Below are 25,740 nucleotides of genomic sequence, written 5' to 3' on the forward strand. Positions count from 1 at the left end.
TCCGCTTTCGCGGTTTCCTTTCCGGCGTTTCCGACTTTATCAGAAGTTCTTGGCCGGTCTGACCGGCCGCTCATTTCTGAGTAATCGGGAGGCGCTCCTCGGAGATGTCGTTCTCGACTTCTCCGGAAGCTCGTAGATTCTAACCTTCGCCGATGAACTTGTCCAGTTCCAGGCAACTGTTTGAATCTACCTCCCCGCGCCGTCCGTGTCAACGGCTCTTGCGGGGCGAAGAGGAGAGTAGCAGCTCACAGGGGTGGAACGCACATCAAGCAGCGGTGGGCACCGAGGCGCTGCGGCCCGTCGCTTCTAGATCGCCGGTCTCACCTGCGCGTACTGCTCGGCCGCCCAGGACGTAGACGTAGGTCAGGAATACCAGCTCGGCCAGGACGCCGATCCCGATGCGGGCCCAGGTCGGCAGGCCGGACGGGGTGACGAAGCCTTCGATGGCGCCGGAGACGAAAAGGACCAGGGCCAGTCCGATCGCCATGCCGACGGCCGCGCGTCCTTCCTCGGCGAGAGCGGTGCGCCGACTGCGCGGGCCGGGGTCTATGAGGGTCCAGCCGAGGCGCAGTCCCGTACCGGCGGCGACGAAGACGGCAGTCAGTTCGAGCAGCCCGTGCGGGAGGACCAGTCCCAGGAATGTGTCGAGTCGGCCGGCGGAGGACATCAGGCCGAAGCCGACGCCCAGGTTGAGCATGTTCTCGAAGAGGATCCAGAGGACAGGCAGGCCCAGGAAGACGCCCAGGACGAGGCACATCGCGGCTGCCTGGGCGTTGTTCGTCCACACCTGGGCGGCGAAGGCCGCTGCGGGATGGCTGGAGTAGTACGTCTCGTACTCACCGCCGGGGCGGGTCAGCTCCCGCAGCTGGCTGGGCGCCGCGATCGACGACTGTACGTCCGGGTGGGTCCCTATCCACCAGCCGAGGACGATCGCGATGGCCGTGGAGACCAGTGCCGTGGGGACCCACCAGTGGCGGGCGCGGTAGACGGCGGCGGGGAAGCCCTGGCCCAGGAAGCGTGTCACGTCACGCCATGAGGCGCGGCGGGTGCCGGTGACGGCGCTACGCGCACGTGCCACCAGTTGGCTGAGCCGTCCCGTCAGCTGCGGGTCCGGGGCGCTGGACTGGATGAGGGACAGATGGGTGGCGGTGCGCTGGTAGAGGGCGACGAGTTCGTCGGTCTCGGCGCCGTTGAGGCGGCGCCGGCGGCGGAGCAGGGCGTCGAGGCGGTCCCATTCGGCTCGGTGTACGGAGACGAAGACGTCCAGGTCCATCGGGTCTGCCTGCTCCTCGGCTGGTCACGACTGCGCGTCGTGGATGCTCTCGATCGCGGTCAGATAGTCGCACTGGGGCGCGATGTGCCCACAGCTTGGCAGACTTGCGCTTCCGGGGGCAGATCAGGGGAAGGACGGCAGGCGTGAGTGAGCTGGTGACGGGCGAGGCGGTGGCGCTCGAACTGCGGCCGGCAAAGCTGCCGAGCAGGGCGCTGGCCGTGTTGCTCGACCTCATGGTGGCCGTGGTCGCGTACGTCGTGGTCACCATCGCGGTGGTGGTGTCGACCGCCTCGCTGGACGAGGCTGCGCAGGTGGCGCTGTCGATCGCGACGTTTCTGCTGGTGCTGGTCGGCGGGCCGATCGCGGTGGAGACGCTGACCCATGGGCGTTCGCTGGGAAAGCTGGCCTTCGGGCTCCGCGTCGTACGGGACGACGGTGGGCCGATCCGGTTCCGGCACGCGCTCGTGCGCGGCGCGATCGGTGTGGTCGAGATCCTGCTGACGTTCGGCGTGATCGCCTGCATCGCCTCGCTGGTGTCGGCGAGGGGCCGACGGCTCGGTGATGTGTTCGCGGGCACGCTTGTCGTGCGTGAGCGGATACCAGCCGGTCGAGCCGGCTTTGTTCCGCCGCCGCCGCCGTGGCTGGCGGGGCGGTTCGCCGAGCTGGACCTGTCGGCGGTGCCGGACGGACTGTGGCTGGCGGTTCGGCAGTACCTGACCCGGATGGGACAGCTCGATCCCCAGGTCTCGATGGGGATGGCCCAGCGGCTCGCGGCCGACCTCGCGGCGCGGACGGGGGCCTCTGTGCCGCAGGATCTGCCGGCGGCGGCCTTCCTGGCGGCTGTGGTGCACGAGCGGCAGTCGCGCGAGGCCCGGCAGGCGCTCGGCACCGCTGCTTTCGCCCCGCAGCCGGCTGCGCCTGGGGCACCGGCCGCTCATCGGCCACTCGCTTCTGACCAGCCAGCCGCTCCTGACCAGCCAGCCGCTCCTGACCAGCCGCCCGCTCATGCCCGGCCGCCACAGGCTCCGCTTCCGCCGTCGGCCGTACCTCCGCGGGAGGGGCCGCCGGCGGACCGCCCGGCCACCGGTTTCGCACCGCCCGCGTAGAACGGGGCCGCTCGATCCTCTTCCAGCGTCCTGGCCGGTCCAGCCCCTGTTCCGACGGTGCCGGCAGCCTTTCCTCCTTGGCGTTCAGTCGAACGTCGACGGCGGCGACTGGAGGTCCTCCAGCTCGATGCCGGGTGCGGCCAGGACGACGTCCCCGGCGATGTGCACGGTGTGCCGCTCACCGGTGTCCAGGGCTGTGACCTGGTATTCGTCCACGGTCAGGGGGCCGTTGTCAGTGGCGTGTGTTTCGCTGTTCACCAAGGCCCAGGACTGGTCCACGGTGCGGGGGGCGAGGACCGGGTCCGTGAAGGCGACCAGGCGTACGCGGATCGCGTCGGACGAGGGGGTGAGGCGCAGGAGACGGGCGGTGGCGACGAGGAACGCGGGGGACGTGCCGGTGAAGGCGTGGGCGCGCACATTGCCTTCGGTGGCATGGGTTCCGGTGGGGTCGGTGCGGACCCAGGTGACGCCGTCGAGGGCGGCGCCGCGCACCTGCCAGTCCCCGGCGTGGAGTTCGAGCCGGATGGGGCGGCCGAGGTCGTCCAGGGCGAGGTCGACCGAGCCGCGGTGATTGCCGGCGGGGCTGGTCAGCCGCGAGACATAGCGCCAGCCGGAGGGGCCGGGGGCGCACTGGAAGTGTTCTTCACCGAGGGGGGTGTGATCGTGCGGATCATGGAGCGAATAGCGGCCGCGGGGCATGGGGGTCCTGGGTCTTCGACGGGCTGACGGTCCGGCCGGGCTGCCGGTGCCTCCGGTGCTGACCGGCGCAACCGGCCAACGGGGCAGGCCCCCGGCACGGGGGTGCGGGGGCCTGTCTCGGAGGACCTGCTGCCGGGGAGCGCGGCGGTGCACCGGTGCGCTCCCCGGCGGGCGGGACTACGGAATCGCCGGCTCAGTAGCGGTAGTGGTCCGACTTGAACGGGCCGTCGACCTCCACGCCGATGTACGCGGCCTGCTCCGGGCGCAGCTTGGTGAGCTTGACGCCGAGCGCGTCCAGGTGGAGGCGGGCGACCTTCTCGTCGAGGTGCTTGGGCAGCACGTAGACACCGGTCGGGTACTCGTCGGGCTTGGTGAACAGCTCGATCTGGGCCAGGGTCTGGTCCGCGAAGGAGTTGGACATCACGAACGACGGGTGACCGGTGGCGTTGCCCAGGTTCAGCAGGCGGCCCTCGGACAGCACGATGATCTTCTTGCCGTCCGGGAAGGTCCAGGTGTGGACCTGCGGCTTGACCTCGTCCTTGACGATGCCCGGGATCTTGGCCAGGCCGGCCATGTCGATCTCGTTGTCGAAGTGACCGATGTTGCCGACGATCGCCTGGTGCTTCATCTTCGCCATGTCCGAGGCGAGGATGATGTCCTTGTTGCCGGTGGTGGTGACGAAGATGTCGGCGGTCTCGACGACCTCGTCCAGGGTGGTGACCTGGTAGCCGTCCATCGCCGCCTGCAGGGCGCAGATCGGGTCGATCTCGGTGATGATCACGCGGGCGCCCTGGCCGCGCAGGGATTCCGCGCAGCCCTTGCCCACGTCGCCGTAGCCGCAGACGACGGCGGTCTTGCCGCCGATCAGGGTGTCCGTGGCGCGGTTGATGCCGTCGACGAGGGAGTGGCGGCAGCCGTACTTGTTGTCGAACTTGGACTTGGTGACGGCGTCGTTGACGTTGATCGCCGGGAAGAGGAGGACGCCGTCGCGCTGCATCTCGTACAGGCGGTGGACACCGGTGGTGGTCTCCTCGGTGACGCCGCGGATCTCCGAGGCCAGCTGCGTCCACTTCTGGGGGTTCTCGCCCAGGGTGCGGTGCAGCAGCTGAAGGATGACGCGGTGCTCGTCGGACTCGGCGGTCTCCAGGCCGGGGACCTTGCCGTCCTTCTCGTACTCGACGCCCTTGTGGACGAGCAGGGTGGCATCGCCGCCGTCGTCCAGGATCATGTTCGGGCCGCCGGTGGGGCTGTCCGGCCAGGTCAGCGCCTGCTCGGTGCACCACCAGTACTCATCCAGGGTCTCGCCCTTCCAGGCGAAGACCGGGATGCCCTGCGGGTTGTCGGGCGTGCCGTTCGGGCCGACGGCGATGGCGGCGGCCGCGTGGTCCTGGGTGGAGAAGATGTTGCAGGAGGCCCAGCGGACGCGGGCGCCGAGGGCGGCCAGGGTCTCGATGAGGACGGCGGTCTGCACAGTCATGTGCAGGGAGCCGGTGATGCGGGCGCCGGCGAGGGGCTGGGCCTCGGCGTACTCCTTGCGGATCGCCATCAGGCCCGGCATCTCGTGCTCGGCGAGGGTGATCTCCTTGCGGCCGAACTCGGCCAGGGAGAGGTCGGCGACCTTGAAGTCCTGTCGGTTGTCGACAGTCGTCATTACGAGCTGCTCCTCGGTGTTGGGTCGAGGTGGGTACGGCTGGTCTGCGCGGCGGCGGACACAGGGGTGCCCGAGAAGAGGACACAGGCATGCCCACGTACGCGCAGCGCAGTCCGTCGGAGGCCCTCTCTCCCTCGGTCGGTCCGCAGGGGGACCGCCCGACCGCCATCAGCAGCGACGTCTGGCTCCGTCCCAAGCTACACCGGACGGCCCGGTCGACCCAGTCCGCCTCAGCCCGCCTCCGCATGGTTCGAGCCGTCCCGGAGGCGGTTTCGAGGCGAGGGGCGAGGGGTTTCGAGGCGCGGGGCGGGGGCAGGAGCCGCGCCGGCGGGGGTGCGGAAACCTCGGCACGGGAGCCCGCAGACAGTGGTGAGGGAGGACTTTCGCCCCTTTGGGCGGGGCGGGGTGGTGCAGGATGCAGGAGGACCGGGACCGTCCGGTCCCGCTCGGGGGGTGTCCGGGACGGACGGTGCCTCGTGCGACGAAGGTGTGAGGAGACAGACGTGACCAGTCCGGCCGGCCCTCCCTCCACGGGTGGCCGCGATGACGAGCGGCGGCGCGTGAAACTGCTGGCGGTGACCGCGTGCCCGACCGGTATCGCGCACACGTACATGGCGGCGGAGAAGCTCGCGCAGGCCGCGGCGAGCCGTGGCATCGAGATGAAGGTGGAGACCCAGGGTTCCATCGGGGCGGAGAACGTACTCGATGACAACGATGTCAGAAGCGCGGACGGGATCATCGTCGCCGCCGACAAGGACGTCGACCTGAGCCGTTTCGCCGGCAAGCGGGTGCTGGCGGTCGGGGTCGCCGAGGGCATCCACCATCCCGAGCAGCTGATCGAGCGGGTGCGGTCGGCGCCCGTGCACGCGCCGGGCGGGGCCGCGAGCGGGTCGGCGACGGAGGCCTCCGGTGGCGGCAAGGCGCGTGGGCCGGTGTACAAGGCGCTGATGAACGGGGTGTCGTACATGATCCCGTTCGTGGTCGTCGGCGGTCTGCTGATCGCGGTGTCGCTGGCGCTCGGGGGCCATGCCACGTCCAAGGGCTATGTGATCCCGGACGGCACCTTCTGGGCACATGTCAACGCGATCGGCGGGATCGGCTTCCAGTTGATGATCCCGGTCCTGTCCGGCTACATCGCCTACGCGATCGCCGACCGGCCCGCGCTGGTGCCGGGCATGATCGGCGGCTGGATCGCCAACACAGGCGCGCTGTACGACTCCAAGGCGGGCGCGGGGTTCATCGGGGCGATCGTGACGGGATTCCTCGCCGGATACCTGGTGTTGTGGATCAAGAAGGTACGGGTGCCGAAGTTCGTGCAGCCGATCATGCCGATCATCGTGATCCCGGTCGTCGCCACGACGGTGCTCGGGCTGTTCTTCGTCTATGTCGTCGGCAGGCCGATCTCCTGGGTGTTCGAGCATCTGACGAGCTGGCTCGGCGGGATGACGGGGACGAGCGCGATCCTGCTCGGCGCGATTCTCGGGCTGATGATCGCGTTCGACATGGGCGGGCCGGTGAACAAGACGGCGTTCCTGTTCGGGGCAGGGCTCATCGCGAGCGGCAACCAGACGGTGATGGGCATGTGTGCCGCCGCGATCCCGGTGATGCCGCTCGGGCAGGGACTGGCCACGCTGATCCGGCGGGGGCTGTACACCGAGCAGGAGCGGGAGACGGGGCTCGCGGCGCTGTTCATGGGGTGTTTCGGTATCTCGGAGGGTGCGATTCCGTTCGCGGCGGCGCGGCCGGCACAGGTGATCCCGGCGAACATGCTGGGTGGGGCGGTGGCCGGTGCGGTTGCGGGGGTGGCCGGGGTGAAGGACGCGGTGCCGCATGGAGGGCCGATCGTGGCGGTGCTGGGTGCGGTGAGCGGGGTGCCGATGTTCTTTGTCGCCGTGGTGATCGGGTCGGTTGTCACTGCGTTGGCGACCGTGGCGTTGGTCGATGTGAGGGGGCGTCGGGGGCGTGTGGGGGTGGTTGGTGCGGCTTCGGATGTGGGTTCCGGTGCGGCATCGGGTGCGGGTGACCCCGGTGCGGGGTTCTCGCCGCTGGCGGGTGCGGGTGGTGCCGGTGAGGGGGCTTCCCTGTCGGAGGGGGTTTCGGCGGGCGTGGTCGTGCCCGGGCAGGCCGGGGCGGAGGCGTCGGGCATTGGTGCTGATGCCGCGGTTTCGGGGGGCTCGGTCCGGGTGGGCGCCGTTGAGGATTCCGTGGGCGCCGTTGAGGATTCCGAGGTGGGCGGGCGGCCGGAGGAGGACCGGGCCGCCGGCCGGGCTGGAGACGCCGCGGTCGCGGGGCAAGGGCCCGCGGTGTTGTCCGGCTACCTCGGTGAGCGGACCGTGAAGGGCGCGCTCCGGGCCGTGGACAAAGAGGCCGCTGTCCGTGAGATGGCGCAGTTGCTCGCGCGGAGCGGACGGGTCGCCGATGTGGAAGAGCTGGTGGCGACCACGCTGCGGCGTGAGGAGCAGGGCACGACCGGGCTCGGTGAGGAGATCGCGATCCCGCACGCCAAGACGGACGCGGTGACCGCGCCGGTCGTCGGCTTCGCGCGGTCCGCCGAAGGGGTTGAGTGGGGTTCGCTGGACGGTACGAAGGCCCGGCTGGTCTTCATGATCGCCGTACCGGAGGCTGCCGCGGGCGACGAGCATCTGCGGATCCTGGCACTGCTCTCCCGCAAGCTGATGGATCCCGGTTTCCGGGAGCGGCTGCTTGCGGCACCGGACGAGCGCGCGGTGCTCGACGTGCTCGGTGAGGTCGGCTGAGCTGAGGAAAGCCAAGGGGGGCCGGGAAGCGGGGACCAGGACCGGGAACCGGGGGCCGACCCCTGTCCCCGCCCCGGGCGCCCGCACCTCACCCCACCCACCCGACAAACCGCCCCGCCGCACGCCCGCTTCACACAGTGGCGCTATTCTCCGCGCCTCGGACGGGTCGCTTGGGGAGGACGGGACATGGCGGGGAGAAGGCGGGGGCGGGGGCTTGGGGTGTCGGCGCTTGTGGTGGGCGTGCTGGGGCTGGTGCTGGGGGTCGGCGCTTTTGGCTACGTGAGGGACGCGTACGGGCTCTCCACCGTGGGTGGCAGCAGCATGCGGCCGACGTACGAGCAGGGTCAGCGGGTCGTCTGGGAGCGCGTCGACGGCAGTGGGGTGCGGCGCGGTGACGTCGTGTTGTTCACGCCCCCGGAGTTCTACGGCTTCGACGGGCCGCTGATGAAGCGGGTCGCAGGTGTGGGCGGGGATCGCGTGCGGTGCTGCACGCTGGTGGGTTCGCGGGAGCGGGTGACCGTGAACGGCAAGCCGGTCGAGGAGCCGTACGTGTACGGCGGCGACGCCGACGGTGCGCATCAGCCGTATGACGTGAAGGTCCCCAAGGGGCGGCTGTTCCTCCTGGGCGACTACCGGGCGAACTCCAACGACTCCCGGTTCCACCTCGACGAGCAGGGCGGGACGGTCTCCGTGAACGCGGTGCTGGGCCGGGTGGCGGATGACCGCACGGTCCCCGGTCTGCTGGTGACGGCCGTGGTGCTCGGGCTCGTGCTGCTGCTCACCGGCGTCGGCCTGGGCATCGGTTTCCTCGCCGTACGACGGCGGAGGGCACCGGAGATGCCCCAGATGCCCTGGCCGGTGCGGCCGAGCGGCGGCTGAGGTTCCGTCTCAGTGGCCGGCGGCGTGCGGGGCCGGGCCGCCCGGGGTGGCCTCAGGGTCCGGGCCCTTGGCCGCCTCGGCCTCGCTGTAGATGTCCGGTTCGAGGTAGATGACGCGGGCGATGGGGACGGCGGCGCGGATGCGGGCCTCGGCGGCGTTGATGGCGTTCGCGACCTCGGCGGCCGTGTCGTCGTGCTGGACGGCGATCTTGGCGGCGATGAGCAGCTCCTCGGGGCCGAGGTGGAGCGTGCGCATGTGGATGACGCCGGTGACCGTGACGCCGTCGACCGTCGCCTCTTCGATCTCCTTGATCACGTCCGGGCCCGCGGCCTCGCCGAGCAGCAGCGACTTGGTCTCGGCGGCGAGGACCAGGGCGATGCAGACGAGCAGGACACCGATGCAGACCGTGCCGATGCCGTCCCAGACGCCGTCGCCGGTGAGCACAGCCAGGCCGACGCCGAGGAGGGCCAGGACGAGGCCGATCAGTGCGCCGAAGTCCTCCAGCAGGACGACGGGGAGCTCGGGGGCCTTGGCACGGCGGATGAAGTCCGTCCAGGACAGCTTTCCGCGCAGTTCGTTGGACTCCTTGATGGCCGTGCGGAAGGAGAAGCCCTCGGCGACGACCGCGAAGACCAGGACGCCCACCGGCCAGTACCAGTGCTCCACATCGTGCGGGTGGCTGATCTTCTCGTAGCCCTCGTAGATGGCGAACATGCCGCCGATGGAGAACAGCACGATCGAGACCAGGAAGGCGTAGATGAAGCGCTCGCGGCCGTAGCCGAAGGGGTGCTGCGGGGTCGCCTCGCGCTGGGCCTTCTTGCCGCCGATAAGCAGCAGGAACTGGTTGCCGGAGTCGGCGAGCGAGTGGACGCCCTCGGCGAGCATCGAGGAGGAGCCGCTGAACGCGAACGCCACGAACTTGGATGCCGCGATCGCGAGGTTGGCGCCGAGTGCCGCCACGATCGCCTTCGTACCGCCTGACGCGCTCATGTGTCCGCGTTGTCCCTTCGCCCTGTCGCCTCTTCGTACGGCGCCTTCGTACGGCCACGCCGTCAGGCGTGTCCCGGCTTTGCCCGGCCTTTGCCGGTGGGCCATTCTTGCAGCCCGGCCGGGCTCCGCCGCGTCAGGTATCCACAACCCCGGTCATACGATCACAGTGGCACGGAAGATCGTGCCCGTACCCGAGATCTCCGCGCTCTCGCCGGCCGGGACGAAGACCGACTGCCCCGGGCTGAGCTCGTGCTCGCCGGCGCGGACCGAGCCGGCCGTGCAGAGCAGGATCTGCGGGGTGTCGAGGGTGAGGTCGCGGGCGGCGCCGCCCCCGGGGAGGACGTACCGGGAGAGGCGGAACTCGTCGATCGGGGTGTCGTAGACCTCCTCGCCGGCCGGGGAGGCCTCCGGGCGCAGTACGCCCGGGTCGCCCGCCTCGAAGCGGACGACGCGCAGGAGTTCGGGGACGTCGACGTGCTTGGGGGTCAGGCCGCAGCGCAGGACGTTGTCGGAGTTGGCCATGATCTCGACGCCGAGGCCGTTCAGGTACGCGTGCGGGATGCCCGCGCCGAGGAACAGGGCCTCACCGGGCTGCAGGCGCACGTAGTTGAGCAGCATGGCCGCGATGACGCCGGGGTCGCCCGGGTAGTGCCGGGCGAGGTCGGCGTAGGGGGCGTGGTCGCCGCCGAGGCGGGCGCAGGCGGCGCTTGCCTCGGCGACCGTGTGCGCCATCTCCTCCGGCTCCGCGGTCAGGATCGCGGTGAGCACCTCGCGCAGGGCGGCGTCCTCGGGCTGGGCGTGCAGCAGGTCGACGTACGGCTTGAGGGAGGCGACGCCGAGCCCGTCGAGCAGGTCGGCGGCCCGGGCCGGGTCGCGGAAGCCGCACAGGCCGTCGAACTCGGTGAGCGCGCAGATCAGTTCGGGCTTGTGGTTGGCGTCCTTGTAGTTGCGGTGCGGGGCGTCGACCGGGATGCCGCGGCGCTCCTCGTCGGCGTAACCCTCCCTGGCCTGTTCCAGGTTGGGGTGCACCTGGAGGGAGAGTGGGGCGCCGGCGGCGAGGATCTTGAGGAGGAAGGGCAGGCGCGGGCCGAACTTCGCCACGGCCGCCTTGCCCAGCTCGTCCTCCGGGCTCGCGTCGATGACCTCGACGAGGCTTCCGCGCGCGGTGCGCGAGGGGGCTCCCGGGTGCGCGCCCATCCACATCTCCGCCTGCGGTTCACCGGTCGGCTCGACGCCGAGGAGGTGCGGGATGGCGGTGGGGGAACCCCAGGCGTAGGGGCGGACGGTGTTGTCGAGGCGGTCCATGTGTCTTCTCTGTCTCCGTACGTCGGCTGCCGAACCGGCGCCGGTACCGGTGCAGGTGCCGGTTGCCGTGCCGATGTGGGCGCGGGGGTTCCGGCCCGTAGCCAGATCAGGCCCTCGAAGCGAGCGCCAGGTAAACAGCGGCGAAATCCGTGACGGCGATCAGTTCCGCGAGCGTCTCCAGTTCGCCGCCTTCCTCCGGTTCGAGTTCGCTGATCGGCGTGTCGTGGCTGAGGGCCAGGTCACGGGCGGCGGGGGCGGCGGTGAGGCCGCTGATCGGACGGTCGCGGAGCAGCACCACGCGTGCGTGCAGCGCAGGCGGCTCCTCGACGCGGTCCCGGAAGAAGTCTTCGGGGTCGGCACTGGCGGCCAGCGGGCCGGCCAGCAGGGCGCTGTGTGCGGAGAGGGCCTCGGGGAGTTCGGCGACGAGCGCGGGGCGGCCGGCGAGTTCGGCGAGGGCGGCGGCGAAACGGCGGCCGGCGGGGCCCGCCGACGGTCCTTCCGCCCACACCACGGGCAGTGCGTCGGCGAGTTCGGCGGCGAGGGTCTTGGCCGGGTTGCTGTAGGTCGCGATGGCGGGGCCGCAGCGCTCGGCGATGTGGTCCAGGCGGTCGGCGACCTTCTCCAGGGCCTCCGGCGGGGCGCTGATCAGTCCGATCCGGTCCAGCAGCGCCAGCAGCGGGGTGAGCAGCGCCCAGAAGACGCCCGGGGAGGACGCGGCGAGCGGTTCCTCCTGGTCGTACGGCGCTGTCGCCATCGGTACGAACAGGCCGTGGGCGCCGGTGACCGCCTCCGCGAGCGGGGTGCCGGGCGGGGCCACGGCGGCGACCGAGACGCCGCGGCGGTAGGCCTGGTCGGTGAGGAGCGTGAGGCTCGGTTCGGTGCCGTCCGGGGTGGCGATCAGCAGCAGGTCCACGGAGCCGGCCCAGCCGGGGAGCTCCCAGCGCAGGGCGCCCGCGGCGGGGGCCACGCCGGTCGGGGCCAGGCGGACCACGGGGCTGCCGACGCCGGCCAGGGTGCCGAGGAGGTCGGCGGTGTGGGTGGCGGCGGCGCCGGGACCGGCGATGAGGACGGCGCGGGGGCGGCCGTCGGGCTTGAGATCGCCGACGCCGGCCTCGACGGCATGCCGGGCGGCGGTGCGGACGCGGGCACCGGCCTCGGCGGCCCCGCGCAGCAGGCCTCGGCGGTCGGCCTCGGCGAGGCCCTCCGGGGTGTCGAGCAGCGATTCGTCCAGCATGGGCGGTTGCCTCCGAGCGCCGGGATCCTGTGCGGGTTGTCTACGACGTGAGGGGTGTCGTCACGACGTGAGGGATGTCGTCACTGGGGGCGGCGGGCCTCGTCCACGAGGAGGACCGGGATGCCGTCGCGGACGGGGTAGGCGAGGCCGCAGTCCTGGCCCGTGCAGATCAGCTCGGTGTCCTGCTCCTTGAGGGCGGCGTGGCAGGCCGGGCAGGCGAGGATCTCCAGGAGGCCGGCTTCGAGCGGCATGGGGTGTCCCTTCGAGGGCGGATGTCTGTCTGTGGATGTGCCTGGTCAGCGTACCGCTGGTGGACGGGCCGAGCTGGGCTGTCGGCACCGTCCAGGGGGCGCCGCCCCCTGGACCCGCGTCTGCCCGGCCGCCCGGCCGCTTCAGGCCCTGATGATCGCCAGGGCCTCGTCCCTGATCTTGGTCATCGTGGCCTCGTCCTTCGCCTCGGCGTTCAGACGGAGGAGGGGCTCGGTGTTGGAGGGGCGGACGTTGAACCACCAGTCGGCCGCGGCGACCGTGAGGCCGTCGAGGTCGTCCAGGGTGACGTCGGCGCGGCCCTCGTACGCGGCGCGGATCGCGGCGAGGCGGGCGGACTGGTCGGCGACGGTGGAGTTGATCTCGCCGGAGCCGGTGTAGCGGTCATACTGGGCGACGAGGGCGGACAGGGGGCCCTCCTGGCCGCCGAGGGCGGCGAGGACGTGCAGGGCGGCCAGCATGCCCGTGTCGGCGTTCCAGAAGTCCTTGAAGTAGTAGTGCGCCGAGTGCTCGCCGCCGAAGATCGCGCCGCTGCGGGCCATCTCGGCCTTGATGAAGGAGTGGCCGACGCGGGTGCGGACCGGGGTGCCGCCGTTCTCCTTCACCACCTCGGGGACGGTACGGGAGGTGATCAGGTTGTGGATGATCGTGCCCTTGCCGCCGTTGCGGGCGAGCTCGCGGGCGGCGACCAGGGCGGTGATCGCGGACGGGGAGACCGGGTCGCCGTGCTCGTCCACGACGAAGCAGCGGTCGGCGTCGCCGTCGAAGGCGATGCCGAGGTCGGCGCCCTCCGCCGGGACGCGCTTCTGCAGGTCCACGAGGTTGGCCGGGTCGAGCGGGTTGGCCTCGTGGTTCGGGAAGGTGCCGTCCAGTTCGAAGTACATCGGGACGAGGGTCAGGGGCAGGCCGGCGAAGACCGAGGGGACCGTGTGGCCGCCCATGCCGTTGCCGGCGTCGACCACGACCTTCAGCGGGCGGATGGAGGTCAGGTCGACCAGGGAGCAAAGGTGCGCCGCGTAATCGTCCAACGTCTCGCGCGAGGACAGGGTTCCCGGCTCGGCGACCGGCTCGGGGGCGCCCGACTCCAGCCACCGCTCGGCCAGTTCGCGGATCTGCGCCAGACCGGTGTCCTGGCCGACCGGAGCAGCGCCCGCGCGGCACAGCTTGATGCCGTTGTACTGGGCCGGGTTGTGCGAGGCGGTGAACATCGCGCCCGGCAGGTTCAGCGCGCCCGAGGCGTAGTACAGCTGGTCGGTGGAGCACAGGCCGATCTCGGTGACGTCCACACCGCGGTCCGCCGCGCCGCGCGCGAAGGCGCGGGACAGGCCGGGGGACGAGGGCCGCATGTCGTGGCCGACGACGATGGCCGCCGCACCCGTCACCTCCGCGAAGGCGGCGCCGAAGAGCCCGGCCAGTGACTCGTCCCACTGGTCCGGAACCACTCCGCGTACGTCGTACGCCTTCACGATCTGCGACAGATCAGCAGTCACGGCCAACCCTCCTGAAAGTCCTATGGGTGCCCACAAACTACCCGGTGGGGGTAAGGGGGAGGTGTGCGGACACCGGGTGGAGGCCCAGTCGTGACCGGTGGTGGCGTGCCGCGCGCCGGTTCGACGACCGTGGGAGCGGGCTCAGTTGTCCGGGGAGCGCAGGACTCGCAGGTGGCCGCGGCGGGCGACCTCCATGGGGTCCGCCGTACGGCCTCCGCCGCCTGCCTCGGCCGCGCGCTCCTGGGGGCGGGCCGCCTCGCGCACGGCGTTGGCAAGCGCTTCCAGGTCGTCTCCGCTGGGCCGCGCGGGGGCGGAGCCGTCGAGGAGGCGGACGACCTCCCAGCCGCGGGGGGCGGTGAGGCGTTCGGAGTGCTCGGCGCACAGGTCGTAGCAGTGCGGCTCGGCGTACGTGGCGAGCGGGCCGAGGACCGCGGTCGAGTCGGCGTAGACGTACGTCAGCGTCGCGACGGCGGGTCGGCCGCAGGCGGTGCGCGAACAGCGACGTACAGGGCTCACGACGTTGGACGGTACCGCACTCTTGAGCGGGCCGCGACGACTCTCCACCAGGTCACTCGCCCGTGTCGTGCTGTGAAACGCCCCACACACCCCTTCGGGGAAGCCCCGTTGACCTGCATGGACGGGTTCTCGACCGGTTTTGGGCGCGGCTCGATACGGTCATGAGTCAGTACAAACACCGTCAATTGCCTTGAGTTCGGCGGTCTTGGAGGGTTACGGAAACGAGCCAGACGTTGGCTGGAATGGTCAACCTGCGACACGAGGGCGGAGAGGGCCGATCGGAGCCGAACGGGGCCGATCGGCGGTGGGCTGATCGGCGGCGCCGCCGTGGGCCGGGAGGGGGGCGTGCGCGGGCGTGGCCGGGGATCATGGCCGGGCCGCTCGGCGCTGACTGGCGGGTGGCCGGCCGGCGGTGGGAGGCCGGCGGTGGGAGGCCGGCGGCGGGTGGTCTGGGGCGGGGGGTCTGGAGTGCTGGTCGCGGGTGGCCGGTCGGGGGGCGGGTTGCCGTGTGGGGTCGGGCGGGGAGGGCGAGCGGGGACTACCCTTCCCCAGTGATGGACAACCGTGTACCGCCCCGTGCCGCCGGCCCCGGGCCCCGTCGCCGTGATCGTCACGGCAGGGGCATGCGGGGGCCGATCGCGCCGCCGCAGGTGCCGCTGGCGGCCAGCCGTGCCGATGTGTTCGCGGACCTGGTGCAGGACTCCGTGGAGCGTCTCGAGCGGCGGTGGCCGCAGCTTGCCGACATCGACTTCCTGGTGCTGGAGGTGCCCCGGCTGGAGGGGCGGGGTGAACAGGTGTGGAGTGACGAGGCCGTGCCGTTGGGCGGGGTGGTTCCCGCGCGGGACGGGCGGCGGGCGCGGGTGGTCGTGTACCGGCGGCCGGTGGAGATCCGCACCAAGGGGCGGGATGAACGGGCCGCGCTGGTGCATGAGGTGGTCGTGGAGCAGGTGGCCGAGTTGCTCGGGCTGACTCCGGAGACCGTGGATCCGCGGTACGGGGAGGACTAGGCCCCGCGGGGTCCTGCGGAGTCCCTGCGGGGGTACGGCGGCGTGGGGGGCCTTGCTGCTTGGGTGCCCTGTGCTGTGGCCGGACGACGGGGCGTTTCGCCTGCCCCCAGCCATGCGGGTGCCCCGGCGCTGCGAAGTCGGCGGTGCCGCGGTTCCCGAGGGGCGCGGGGAACTGCGCGGGCGGCCGGCGAGCACCCGCAGTCGCCCACGCACCCGCACGCGCATCCCAACGGCGCCGCGAAAGCCTCGCCCCTCACTTCTGCAGGATCGACAGATCCTCCGTCGTCTTCGGTACCGCCACCATGCCCCGGTCGTTCGGGAGGGTTTGGATGGTGAAGCCGGGGATGCCGGACTCCGTGGCGGACAGGGTGCGGGAGGCGTAGACCGGGCCGCCGGAGACGGTTTCGACGGTGAGGGCGTAGGTGCCGTTGAGGCCGGAGGGGACGGGTACCGGGACGTTCTCGGTGGTGCCGGACTTGATCGTGTAGGTCTTCGTCGTCGGCGTGCCGCCGTCGCTGCCCGCCGACGCGGTGACCTTGACCGTGGCGGTGGCGGTGGGTGCGGCCAGGGAGAGGGTCGTGCCCTTGGCGCTGTTGTCGGCCGAGGTCGCGCGCGTGCCGACGGGGGCGGTGGCCGGGATGAAGGCCGTCTCTTGTTTGTCGCCCTTGCCGCGGATCACCCGGAGGGCCGCGACGACCGGGACCGACTGGTCCGTGGGGGTCAGGACGAGGGAGCCGGCCTCGCCTCGGGTCACGTCGCCGAGGTCGGCCGTGGTCGTCATGCCCGACTTCACGTGCAGGGTCTCGTTGCCCGCCGGGGTGATCAGGCCGTCCGGTGAGGCCAGGCGGACCTTCAGGTCGGCGTCGTCGCCGCCGGGGGTGAAGGCGATCAGGCGGACGTCGGTGGCGTCCTTCGGGATGCCGGGCAGGACCAGGCTGCCGGCCGGGTCGGCGGCCGCGGCCAGCCAGTCGCCGCCCACCTTGTCGTCCAGGGCCTGCACGGTCGCCCCGACCCTGCCGCTGCGCACGCTGACGTGCACGGTCAGGTCGGCCTGCTGTGCGTCGGTGAGCGTGGACAGCAGGATCGGCTTGCTCGCGTGCGGCGGGACGGTGAGGTTCTCGCCGAGCGGTGACTTGATCGCGCCGTCCTTGCCGTACAGCTCGATGTCGACGACCGCGGCGGAGTCGTCGGGGTTGGTCAGGTGGACGTAGTCGGTGCGGCTGCCGGCCGTGCTGGCGCCCGGGAACCAGAAGTCGGTGTCCGCGGCGGTGCAGTTGACGCCCTGCAGGCCGCGGCCGGTGCCGGCGGCGACCTCGGTGGTCTCCTGGACGGTCCAGCCGGGCGCGAACTTCCCGTCGGCGGTGCCGATGAGCGCGGGCCCGTCGGCGCCGGAGGTGTCGCCGGTGACCGGGGTGCCCGGCGCCTTCGGGGTGAGAACCGGCTGGTCCGCCGTCTTCTTCCCGCCCTTGGACCCCTTCGGGGCCTTGCCCGTCCGGGAGTTGCCCGTGCCGTCCGCCGAGTCCTCGCCGGCTGCCTGGAGTTGGGCCTTGCCGTCGCTCGCCGTGCCCTGGGTGACGGGCGTGAACGACGTGTACGACGTGTCGGCGATGTCCGAGATGCTCGGCGCCGGGCACAGCAGGCTCGTGCGCTGGACCGGCAGGTTCGCGGCCGCCTCGGGGGCGGCCGCGCCGGACGCGGACGGGCCGTCGAACGCGGCGAACGCGGTGACGGCTGCCAGCGCGCCGCCGGCGGCGATCAGGGACAGGGTGGTGCGGTTCACTGCTGGCTCCCGTCGGGGCGCTCGCTGCCGGTGCCGTGGGGGTGCTGGGCCGGGTCGTAGCCCTGCTGGGCGGGGTCGTACGCGGGGTCGTAGCCCTGCTGGTAGGCCGTCGGGTCGTACGGCATCTGGTCGGCCGTGCCGCCGTAGGCGTACGGGTCGTACTGGCCCTGGCCCGTCTGGTAGGGGTCGGCCGCCGGGTACGCCTGCTGGTCGTAGCCGGAGGGCGGGTACTGGCCGCCGTTCTGGTACTGCTCGGCGCCGTAGTCGGTGTATCCGGCACCGGCGTAGGAAGCCGGGTCCCACTCGTCGTAGGACTGCTGGTGGGGTACGGCGGCCGGGGGCTGCGTCGGCAGGGGCGGCGCGGCGGGCTGTTCGTCGCCGGGCTGCTCCTCGGTGGCCTGTTCCTCGGTGGCCTGTTCCTCGGCCTGGGCGCGCAGGCGGCGGGCGCGGCGGCCCTCGCCCGCGGTGGCCTGGGCGGGCAGCGGCTCCTCCTGGGGCAGGTCGTCGTCGACGTCGCGGCGACGGCCGGGCAGGGCGAGGACGACCAGGACGACGGCGAGCGCGCCCTGGGCCCACAGCCAGGCGGTGTGGGTGATCGGGTCGCTGTAGGTGACGTCCAGGCGGCCGCCGTCGGCGGGCAGTTGGAAGCCCTGGGCCCAGCCGTCGACCGTGGTGCGGGTGAGCGGATGGCCGTTCAGGCTGGCCGTCCAGCCGTCGGAGGCGGTGTCGGCGAGGCGCAGGACGCGGCCGCCCGGGCCGGCGGGGACGGTGGTGTGGATCTCCACCGGGCCGGCGGAGATCGGCTGGGCGGTGCCCGAGCCGCCGGCGGGGACGATCACGGCGCGGGAGACCTCATGGTCGACACGCCACAGGGCGCTGCCGTTCTGCTGGCTGAGCCGGGTCAGGCCGGGGGTGGTGTCGAGGACGCGGGTGATGTCGCGGGGCGCGCCCTTGTGGACGAGGACGTAGCGCACTGCGAAGCCGCCGAGTTCGTCGGCCTGGTCGGCGCCGGAGCCGGCGACGAGGTTGGCGACGACCTTGTCCAGCCGGGTGTTCTGGCCGTCGGCGGCGCTGATCTCGGCGTCGCCCATGCGGGCGCCGGAGCCGCGGACCAGGGTGTAGCGCACGCGCACGGCGGAGTCGCTGTCCAGGATCAGGGTGCGGGCGCGGTCGCCGGTGGTGGAGTCCTCGGCGACGAACGCGGGCACCTGCGTCGGGTCGCGGCGCTCCAGGGGGCCGGCGGCGCCGCGGATCATCCAGCCGGCGACGACGAGCAGCGGGCCCGCGGCGCAGGCGAAGGCGATCAGGGCGGCTACGGGCTGGCGCCAGCCGAAGCTCTGCTCGGCCACGCGCGCGCGTGCGCCGTCGGCGCCGAGGGCGGCGGCGGCCAGCAGGGCGATGCCGTAGACGAGGGTGGCCGGTCCGGCCCAGGCGGACCTGTTGGACAGGGCGGCGAAGACGAGGCCGGCCAGGGCGACCGCCCAGGCGGTGCGGACGGCCGGCTGCCGCTCGGAGCGCAGGAGTGCGGCGAGGGCGGCGAGGACGATGCCGATGAGCATCAGGCCGTGCACGGTGCCGGGGCCGCCGGGGCTGGCGCCGAGCAGGTCGAGCGCGGAGGCGGCCGAGGTGCCGTAGGCCAGTCCGGCTTCCTTGAAGAAGCCGGTCGGGAGGAGGGCCAGCGACCAGGGGGCGAGCACCAGCAGCGGGGTGCCGAGCTGGGCGAGGAAGCGCAGGGTGTGCGCGACGAGGTCGCCGCGGCGCAGCACGAGCACGCCGATGCCGAGGAGCAGCGCGATGGGCCAGACGATCGGCGTGAAGGCGGTGGTGATGGTCAGCAGCAGCGCGTACGCCCAGGTGGCGCGCCAACTGCCGCGCGCCCCGGAGCGGTTCGCGAGGCCGCTCGCGGCGACGCCGGCGCGCGCGACGAGCGGCAGCAGCACGGCGAGGACGGCGGTGCCGATGCGGCCGCCGGCCAGGGCGCCGGTGGTGGCGGGCAGGAAGGCGTAGGCGATGGCGGCCCAGGCGCGCAGCAGCCGGGAGGTGACCAGCGGCCGGGAGGCGAAGTAGGCGGTGAATCCGGCGAGCGGTACCGAGGCGACCAGCAGGACCGTCATCGCGAGTCCGGTGGAGCCGAACAGGATCGAGGCGAGGGTGGCGACGATCGCGAGGTAGGGCGGCGCGGCCGGGGTGCCGCCCGCGCCGACCGGGTGCCAGGAGTCGGCGAAGCGGGACCACAGGTCGCCGGCGCCTGCCGGGGCGGGCAGCAGGGCGCCGCCCGCGAGCGCGCCGCCGCCGAGCAGGGCGCGGCAGGCTGCCAGGGAGATGAGCAGCAGGGCGAGGAAGAGCACGGGGCCGGGCTTGCGGGCGATCCGCCTGAGCCTGGCGAACTGCTCGACCTCCAGGAAGTCGGCGTCGTCGCCGCCGGGTCCGGACTCCACCGCGCCGCCGTGCCGACCGGCCCGGAGGGTGTCGTCGGAGCTGCTGGTGAAGTTGGCGGCGAACTGTTCCACGGTGGCCCGGACGGTGGCGCCGGGCGGGGGGAAGAGCCGGCGCAGTTCGTCCTTGTCGATCTGCGAGGGTCCGCGGCGGCGCCGCGCGGCGAAGATCCGGCCCGGGCGCAGCAGGGTGGCGAGCAGGCCGCGGATCTCGTCGACGGCCTGGCCGGGCACCTTGCCGACCAGGTAGGCGACGGTCCGCAGGAGCGTGCCGAAAACGAGCCGCAGGAACACCCAGGGCAGCGCGCCGCCGCGGGTGTTGACGAGCAGGGTGTAGACGGCGCCGGCCTTGTCGACCTTGTGCGGGGAGGCGGCGGTGCGGCCCACGCAGTCGACGGTGCGGCGCTCGCGGGAGGCGGCCTCGGCGTGCCGTACGACCGCGTCGGGGGCGATCAGGACGCGGTGGCCCGCGGTGTGGGCGCGCCAGCACAGGTCCACGTCGTCGCGCATCAGGGGCAGCCGGCGGTCGAAGCCGCCGAGCTGTTCGAAGACGTCGCGGCGGATGAGCATGCCGGCGCTGGAGACCGACAGCACGGTGCGCACGTGGTCGTGCTGGCCCTGGTCCTGTTCGCGGCGGTCCAGGCCGGTCCAGCGGCGGCCGGAGTTGGCGATGGAGACGCCGACCTCCAGCAGTTGCCGGCGGTCGTACCAGCCGCGCAGCTTGGGGCCGACGACCGCCACGTCGTCGCGGCCCAGGTCGAGTTCGTTGTCGACGACGCGCAGCAGCTCGGCGAGGGCGTCGGGTTCGGGTGCGCAGTCGTCGTGCAGCAGCCAGAGCCACTGGACGGGCTCGCCGTGCGGCAGTTCGGGCATGTCGTAGGCGTCGTCGCGCCATGTGCGCGTGACCGGGTCCCAGCCGCTGGGGCGCTTGAGGTACGGCAGCTCTTCCGGGGTGAGGACCGGGGCGGTGCGGCACGCCTCCTCGACGGCCTGGCCGAAGCCGGTGCGGCGGGCCAGGTGCAGGACGTTGGCATCGCCGAGGGCGTCGGTGAGCAGCCGGGCGGAGTCGTCCGCGCTGCCGGTGTCGGCCGCGACCGCGTACTGCACGGGTCGCTCCTGGCCGAGCAGCCCGGCCAGGACGTCGGGCAGCCAGCGGGCGCCGTCGTGGGAGACGAGGACCGCGGTCACCACGTGACGCGGGAACTCGGGCGGGCGGGACGGGTCAAACGCCGCGGAGGCAGCCGGGTCTTGGACTGCCGTATGGCTGTGCACGGACATCGAGGTACGGGCCCCGGTTCGATGGACTGCGGTGGACGCCCGCGCCCTCTCGGGGGCCGAGGGGACAGCGGGGCGTCTCGGACGAGCGACCACACTATCGGCTGACCATGACGTCGGCCCGCCGCCTGTGGATAACCCACCGGTGACGGGCCGTTCGTGACGTTTTGGGGTGGATGTCCGTGCGTCGTGCGGTCAGATGGCGGCCTTCTTCAGCCGGCGGCGTTCCCGCTCGGACAGGCCGCCCCAGATGCCGAAGCGCTCATCGTTGGCGAGGGCGTACTCGAGGCACTCGGAGCGGACCTCACAGGCGAGGCAGACCTTCTTCGCCTCTCTGGTGGAGCCGCCCTTCTCGGGGAAGAAGGACTCGGGGTCGGTCTGGGCGCACAGCGCGCGCTCCTGCCAGCCGAGTTCCTCGTCCGCGTCGTCGACCAGCAGTTGCTGCACCAGCTCGGTCATGTGCGCCCCTCGTCTGTCTTTCGCGTCCCCGTGTGCGTTGCCGTTACCGATTTCGGCTGAACGACACGAGTGAAATTACAAGTGTGCTGCTCCGGGCGAGTCAAGCCGAGATCTGCTATTGGGCCCGTTATTCACTCTGCGGAACCAAGCCCGTGCGGAAAGTGTTCAAATCGCCTTAAACCGTGACACGCAGACGAGGCCCGGAGGGGCACCCGGAACCCGTACGGACATGTATACGGAGAAGGACGCCCCGGCGTTCGATCGCGTTCCGCGCGGCTTGAGCGCCGGATGTGCCCCATGTGTCCCGACACCCCGATGAACAAACCTTTCACCTCCGAGATGAACCGGATGAGGTGAAACCTGTCCCATATGCCGGGCGCCGAGTTGACACTGCGGGTGTGAACCGATGTCCTAGTGGGCATGCTCGCGAACTTGGCACTCACCTCGACCCGCACCGCCGGGTCCCTCGGTGCTGCCCGGTCCCGCTGTAGCTGTTGTCGCTGTTGCAGCTGTTGAGCCCACCTCGCTCCAGCTGCAGGCCGTGTCCGCGTGACCCGGTTTCCTCGCTCCTCGTTCCCTCCGGCCTTCTCCCACCCGAGGAACCACCGCACCCCATGAACAGCGACAACGACCTCCAGATCGCCGGCGACATCCTCGAAGTCCCGCACCTGCTCCAGCCGCCGCGCGAGCACCCGGCCACCGTTGCCGAGTTCGTGGGTCTCGCCCGCCGGATCGCCGCCGACCGCTCCCAGTGGGAACACCTCGTGCGGTACGACACCACGACCCGCTGGTACCACCGGCTGCGCACCGGCCCGGGCTACGAGGTGTGGCTGCTGTCCTGGGTGCCGGGGCAGGGCAGCGGGCTGCACGACCACGGCCGCTCCTCCGGTGTCCTCACCGTCCTGGAGGGCACCCTGACCGAGCGCACCGAACGCGCCACGCGCGCGTTGGCGGCGGGCACGCAGCGGGTGTTCGCGCCGGGGTACGTGCACGAGGTCGTCAACGACACCCTGGAGCCGGCGGTCAGCCTGCACGTGTACTACCCGGGCCTGACGGAGATGCCGATGCACACGTCGCCGCACTGCGAAGCTCGTCCGGTGACTGCCTGACGCGTTGTCGTACCCGCCTGCAACACTTGTCCCCATGCGCATTGTGGTTCTGGCAGGCGGCATCGGTGGTGCCCGGTTCCTGCGCGGTCTGAAGCGGGCCGTGCCGGACGCGGACGTCACGGTGATCGGCAACACCGGCGACGACATCCACCTCTTCGGGCTGAAGGTCTGCCCCGACCTGGACACGGTGATGTACACGCTGGGCGGCGGCATCAACGAGGAGCAGGGCTGGGGGCGGGCCGACGAGACCTTCCACCTCAAGGAGGAACTGGCGGCCTACGGGGTCGGGCCGGAGTGGTTCGGCCTGGGCGACCGGGACTTCGCCACGCACATCGTGCGCACGCAGATGCTCGGCGCGGGCTTTCCGCTCAGCGCCGTCACCGAGGCGCTGTGCGACCGCTGGAAGCCGGGCGTGAAGCTGATCCCGATGACCGACGACCGCGTGGAGACCCATGTGGCCGTGGAGGTGGACGGCGAGCGCAAGGCGGTCCATTTCCAGGAGTACTGGGTACGGCTGCGGGCCTCCGTCCCCGCCGAGGCCGTGGTCCCGGTCGGCGCCGAGCACGCCAAGCCGGCGCCCGGCGTGCTGCAGGCCATCGCCGAGGCGGACGTCATCCTCTTCCCGCCCTCCAACCCGGTCGTGTCCATCGGCACCATCCTCGCCGTGCCCGGCATCCGGGAGGCCATCGCGGACGCGGGCGTGCCCGTGATCGGCCTGTCCCCCATCGTCGGGGACGCCCCGGTGCGCGGCATGGCCGACAAGGTGCTCGCCGCGGTCGGCGTGGAGTCCACGGCCGCCGCGGTCGCCGAGCACTACGGCTCCGGCCTGCTGGACGGCTGGCTCGTCGACACCGTCGACGCGGCCGCGGTCGGGCGGGTCGAGGCGGACGGCATCCGCTGCCGGGCCGTACCGCTGATGATGACCGACGTCGACGCGGCCGCGCAGATGGCGCGGGAGGCGCTGGCGCTGGCCGAGGAGGTGCGGGGAGCGTGAGCGAGGAGCGCCCGGAGTACACGGTCCGGGCCCTGTCGGGCATTCCCGAGGTGCAGCCGGGCGACGACCTCGCCAAGCTGATCGCCGCGGCGGAGCCGGGCCTGGCCGACGGGGATGTGCTGCTCGTCACCTCCAAGATCGTCTCCAAGGCGGAGGGCCGCGTCGTGCAGGCCTCCGACCGGGAGGCGGCCATCGACGCCGAGACGGTCCGAGTGGTGGCCCGGCGCGGCGCCCTCAGGATCGTGGAGAACCGGCAGGGCCTGGTCATGGCCGCCGCCGGGGTCGACGCCTCCAACACCCCCGCCGGCACGGTGCTGTTGCTCCCCGAGGACCCGGACGCGTCCGCGCGCGCGATCCGCGAGGGCCTGCGCGCCGCCCTCGGAGTCGACGTCGGCGTGGTCGTCACCGACACCTTCGGGCGCCCCTGGCGTTCGGGGCTCACGGACGTGGCGATCGGCGCCGCCGGGGTGCGCGTGCTGGACGACCTGCGCGGGGGCACGGACGCGTACGGCAATCCGCTCAGCGCCACGATCGTCGCCACGGCGGACGAACTGGCCGCCGCCGGCGACCTGGTCAAGGGCAAGGCGGCGGGCCGGCCGGTCGCGGTGGTGCGCGGCCTGCCGCACGTGCTGGCCCCGGAGGACGGCGAGGGTGCGCGGGCCCTGGTGCGGACCTCGCGGGACGACATGTTCCGGCTCGGCACGTCCGAGGCGGTCCGCGAGGCGGTGACCCAGCGGCGTACGGTCCGGGCGTTCACCGACGAGCCCGTGGATCCCGGCGCGGTACGGCGCGCGGTGGCGGCGGCGGTGACCGCACCGGCCCCGCACCACACCACCCCCTGGCGGTTCGTCCTGCTGGAGTCGGCTCGGTCCCGGACCCGGCTGCTGGACGCGATGCGGGACGCCTGGATCGCAGACCTGCGCCGGGACGGCAAGAGCGAGGAGTCCATCGCGAAGCGGGTGCGCCGCGGGGACGTCCTGCGCAACGCGCCGTATCTGGTGGTGCCGTGCCTCGTCATGGACGGCTCCCATGACTACGGGGACGCGCGGCGGGACGGTGCCGAGCGGGAGATGTTCGTCGTCGCGATGGGCGCGGGCGTGCAGAACCTGCTGGTCGCGCTGGCCGGGGAGCGGCTGGGCTCGGCGTGGGTGTCGTCCACGATGTTCTGCCGTGACGTGGTGCGCGAGGTGCTGGACCTGCCCGCCGACTGGGAGCCGATGGGCGCGGTGGCGGTCGGGCATCCGGCCGAGGAGCCGAGACCGCGGCCGCAGCGGGACGCGGGGGCCTTCACAGAGGTGCGCTGAGTTCGGCGTACGCGGCCGTAGCGGGCGTACGACCGCCTAGTCTCGAAGGACGGCACCGGCTCCCCCCTCCCCCGGACCTCACAGGACCTCACGTGGCAGGACGTTTCGCTCAGCGCCCCACGCGTACGACCGTGCGCGGCGGCCATGCCGGCGTGCCCGCGGGCGCCGCTGCCGGGATACCACGGCAGGCTTCGGCTCCGGCGCGGGTACGGCGGTGGGTGCCGGACGGGCCGCTCGATCTCGGGCTGGTGCTCGGGCCGCTGCGGCGCGGGCCCGCCGACCCCACCTTCCGGGCCACCGCGGACGGATCCGTGTGGCGGGCCAGCCGCACGCCCGCCGGGCCGGGCACGCTGAGGGTGCGGGCGTACGGCGGTGAGGTGCGCGGCGAGGCGTGGGGGCCGGGGGCGCAGTGGCTGCTGGACCGGCTGCCCGAGTGGCTCGGCGCGGCCGACGAGCCGGAGGTGTTCGTGCCTCGGCACCGGGTCGTGGCCTTGGCGCGGCATCGGCGCCCCGGCTTGCGGCTGACGCGGACCGGGCTGGTGCTGGAGTCCTTGATCCCGTCGGTGCTGGAGCAGAAGGTCACGACCGACGAGGCGTATCGGGCGTGGCGGTTGCTCGTGCGGAGGTTCGGGGAGCGCGCACCGGGACCGGCGGGGGCTGGGGAACGGCCGATGTACGTGATGCCTGCGCCACGGACGTGGGCGCTGATTCCCTCCTGGGAGTGGCATCGGGCCGGGGTCGACGACAAGCGGGCGTCGACGATTCTGCGTGCCGTGCGGGTCGCTGCGCGGCTGGAGCAGGCGGTGGGGATGCCGGCGCTCGAGGCTCAGGCGCGGTTGGAGGTCGTGCCGGGGATCGGGCCGTGGACGTCGGCGGAGGTGGTGCAGCGCAGTCATGGGGCGGCGGATGCGGTGACGGTCGGGGACCTGCATCTGCCGGGGATCGTGGGGTGGGCGTTGGCGAGGGACCGGCATGCCGACGATGCGGTGATGCTGCGCCTGCTGGAGCCGTATGCCGGGCAGCGGCATCGGGCGGTCCGTTTGATCCTGCTGAGCGGGAACGCACCTGCGCGCCGGGCGCCGAAGATGCCTCGGGTGGACATCGGGCTGCTGTGAGGCGCCCTGTGCCGGGGCCGGGCGGGGGTGGGTTTCGCTTGCCCTCGCTCGCGGGGTGCCGCCGAGCCGGTGCGGTGCTGCAGTTCCCCAGGGGCG

General features: G+C 72.4%; 20 protein-coding genes. 8 read left to right on the plus strand and 12 right to left on the minus strand.

Annotation, left to right across the window (positions count from 1 at the left end; translation table 11 throughout):
- Positions 1 to 265: 265 nt before the first annotated feature.
- Positions 266 to 1,273, minus strand: a complete 1,008-nt coding sequence (locus tag LMU33_RS39570; RefSeq protein ID WP_228626757.1) for a stage II sporulation protein M — start codon at positions 1,271 to 1,273, stop codon at positions 266 to 268.
- Between the two features lie 143 nt (positions 1,274 to 1,416).
- Between LMU33_RS39570 and LMU33_RS39575 the strand changes: the two genes are divergently transcribed.
- Positions 1,417 to 2,379, plus strand: a complete 963-nt coding sequence (locus LMU33_RS39575; protein ID WP_228626759.1) for an RDD family protein — start codon at positions 1,417 to 1,419, stop codon at positions 2,377 to 2,379.
- An 84-nt stretch (positions 2,380 to 2,463) separates the two neighbouring features.
- Here the strand turns inward: LMU33_RS39575 and LMU33_RS39580 are convergent, their stop codons facing one another.
- On the minus strand, positions 2,464 to 3,078 hold the full coding sequence (locus LMU33_RS39580) for a hypothetical protein (RefSeq protein ID WP_228626761.1): 615 nt from the start codon (positions 3,076 to 3,078) through the stop codon (positions 2,464 to 2,466).
- A 193-nt stretch (positions 3,079 to 3,271) separates the two neighbouring features.
- Positions 3,272 to 4,729 (minus strand): adenosylhomocysteinase, encoded by a 1,458-nt coding sequence (gene ahcY, locus LMU33_RS39585; RefSeq protein WP_228626763.1) that lies wholly within the window; start codon positions 4,727 to 4,729, stop codon positions 3,272 to 3,274.
- A 503-nt stretch (positions 4,730 to 5,232) separates the two neighbouring features.
- Between ahcY and LMU33_RS39590 the strand changes: the two genes are divergently transcribed.
- A complete protein-coding gene (locus LMU33_RS39590; RefSeq protein WP_228626765.1) occupies positions 5,233 to 7,485 on the plus strand; it encodes a fructose-specific PTS transporter subunit EIIC in 2,253 nt (750 codons plus the stop codon).
- 219 nt (positions 7,486 to 7,704) lie between these two features.
- Complete coding sequence (gene lepB, locus LMU33_RS39595) at positions 7,705 to 8,364, plus strand: signal peptidase I (protein ID WP_308280852.1); 660 nt, start codon at positions 7,705 to 7,707, stop codon at positions 8,362 to 8,364.
- Positions 8,365 to 8,373: 9 nt separating this feature from the next.
- Here the strand turns inward: lepB and LMU33_RS39600 are convergent, their stop codons facing one another.
- The 6 genes from LMU33_RS39600 to LMU33_RS39625 form a co-directional block, all read right to left on the minus strand.
- On the minus strand, positions 8,374 to 9,354 hold the full coding sequence (locus LMU33_RS39600) for a cation diffusion facilitator family transporter (protein ID WP_228626769.1): 981 nt from the start codon (positions 9,352 to 9,354) through the stop codon (positions 8,374 to 8,376).
- Positions 9,355 to 9,507: 153 nt separating this feature from the next.
- Positions 9,508 to 10,659, minus strand: coding sequence for a mannose-6-phosphate isomerase, class I (gene manA / locus LMU33_RS39605; protein ID WP_228626771.1), 1,152 nt, complete (start codon positions 10,657 to 10,659; stop codon positions 9,508 to 9,510).
- Positions 10,660 to 10,765: 106 nt separating this feature from the next.
- The gene (locus tag LMU33_RS39610; protein ID WP_228626773.1) at positions 10,766 to 11,893 is read right to left on the minus strand and encodes an SIS domain-containing protein; all 1,128 of its coding nucleotides are present in this window, start codon (positions 11,891 to 11,893) and stop codon (positions 10,766 to 10,768) included.
- A gap of 80 nt (positions 11,894 to 11,973) precedes the next feature.
- Positions 11,974 to 12,144 carry a Trm112 family protein gene (locus tag LMU33_RS39615; RefSeq protein ID WP_228626775.1) on the minus strand — a complete coding sequence of 57 codons (171 nt, stop codon included), beginning with the start codon at positions 12,142 to 12,144 and terminating at the stop codon, positions 11,974 to 11,976.
- A 141-nt stretch (positions 12,145 to 12,285) separates the two neighbouring features.
- A complete protein-coding gene (locus tag LMU33_RS39620; RefSeq protein WP_228626777.1) occupies positions 12,286 to 13,650 on the minus strand; it encodes a phosphomannomutase/phosphoglucomutase in 1,365 nt (454 codons plus the stop codon).
- A gap of 141 nt (positions 13,651 to 13,791) precedes the next feature.
- On the minus strand, positions 13,792 to 14,214 hold the full coding sequence (locus LMU33_RS39625; RefSeq protein ID WP_228626778.1) for a DUF3499 domain-containing protein: 423 nt from the start codon (positions 14,212 to 14,214) through the stop codon (positions 13,792 to 13,794).
- A gap of 575 nt (positions 14,215 to 14,789) precedes the next feature.
- On the opposite strand from LMU33_RS39625, the gene LMU33_RS39630 reads away from it, so the two are divergent.
- Entirely contained in the window at positions 14,790 to 15,173 is a 384-nt protein-coding gene (locus LMU33_RS39630; protein WP_208900497.1) for a metallopeptidase family protein, read from the plus strand.
- 253 nt (positions 15,174 to 15,426) lie between these two features.
- Here the strand turns inward: LMU33_RS39630 and LMU33_RS39635 are convergent, their stop codons facing one another.
- The 3 genes from LMU33_RS39635 to LMU33_RS39645 all read right to left on the minus strand — a co-directional run bounded on the left by LMU33_RS39635 (position 15,427) and on the right by LMU33_RS39645 (position 21,122).
- On the minus strand, positions 15,427 to 16,953 hold the full coding sequence (locus tag LMU33_RS39635) for a DUF5719 family protein (protein ID WP_228626780.1): 1,527 nt from the start codon (positions 16,951 to 16,953) through the stop codon (positions 15,427 to 15,429).
- Positions 16,950 to 20,666, minus strand: coding sequence for a glycosyltransferase family 2 protein (locus LMU33_RS39640; protein WP_228626782.1), 3,717 nt, complete (start codon positions 20,664 to 20,666; stop codon positions 16,950 to 16,952). Before LMU33_RS39640 ends, LMU33_RS39635 begins: the two co-directional genes overlap by 4 nt.
- 192 nt (positions 20,667 to 20,858) lie before the next feature.
- Positions 20,859 to 21,122, minus strand: coding sequence for a WhiB family transcriptional regulator (locus LMU33_RS39645; protein WP_010986447.1), 264 nt, complete (start codon positions 21,120 to 21,122; stop codon positions 20,859 to 20,861).
- Between the two features lie 614 nt (positions 21,123 to 21,736).
- Between LMU33_RS39645 and LMU33_RS39650 the strand changes: the two genes are divergently transcribed.
- The 4 genes from LMU33_RS39650 (at position 21,737) to LMU33_RS39665 (ending at position 25,644) form a co-directional block, all read left to right on the plus strand.
- Positions 21,737 to 22,231, plus strand: a complete 495-nt coding sequence (locus LMU33_RS39650) for a cysteine dioxygenase (protein WP_228626784.1) — start codon at positions 21,737 to 21,739, stop codon at positions 22,229 to 22,231.
- Positions 22,232 to 22,265: 34 nt separating this feature from the next.
- Complete coding sequence (gene cofD, locus LMU33_RS39655; protein ID WP_228626786.1) at positions 22,266 to 23,225, plus strand: 2-phospho-L-lactate transferase; 960 nt, start codon at positions 22,266 to 22,268, stop codon at positions 23,223 to 23,225.
- Entirely contained in the window at positions 23,222 to 24,529 is a 1,308-nt protein-coding gene (locus LMU33_RS39660) for a coenzyme F420-0:L-glutamate ligase (RefSeq protein ID WP_228626788.1), read from the plus strand. The genes cofD and LMU33_RS39660 overlap by 4 nt, the downstream gene beginning before the upstream one ends.
- Positions 24,530 to 24,621: 92 nt before the next feature.
- Positions 24,622 to 25,644 carry a DNA-3-methyladenine glycosylase family protein gene (locus LMU33_RS39665; RefSeq protein WP_228626790.1) on the plus strand — a complete coding sequence of 341 codons (1,023 nt, stop codon included), beginning with the start codon at positions 24,622 to 24,624 and terminating at the stop codon, positions 25,642 to 25,644.
- Positions 25,645 to 25,740: the final 96 nt, after the last annotated feature.

The sequence above is a fragment of the Streptomyces barringtoniae genome (genome assembly GCF_020819595.1).
Lineage (GTDB): Bacteria > Actinomycetota > Actinomycetes > Streptomycetales > Streptomycetaceae > Streptomyces > Streptomyces barringtoniae.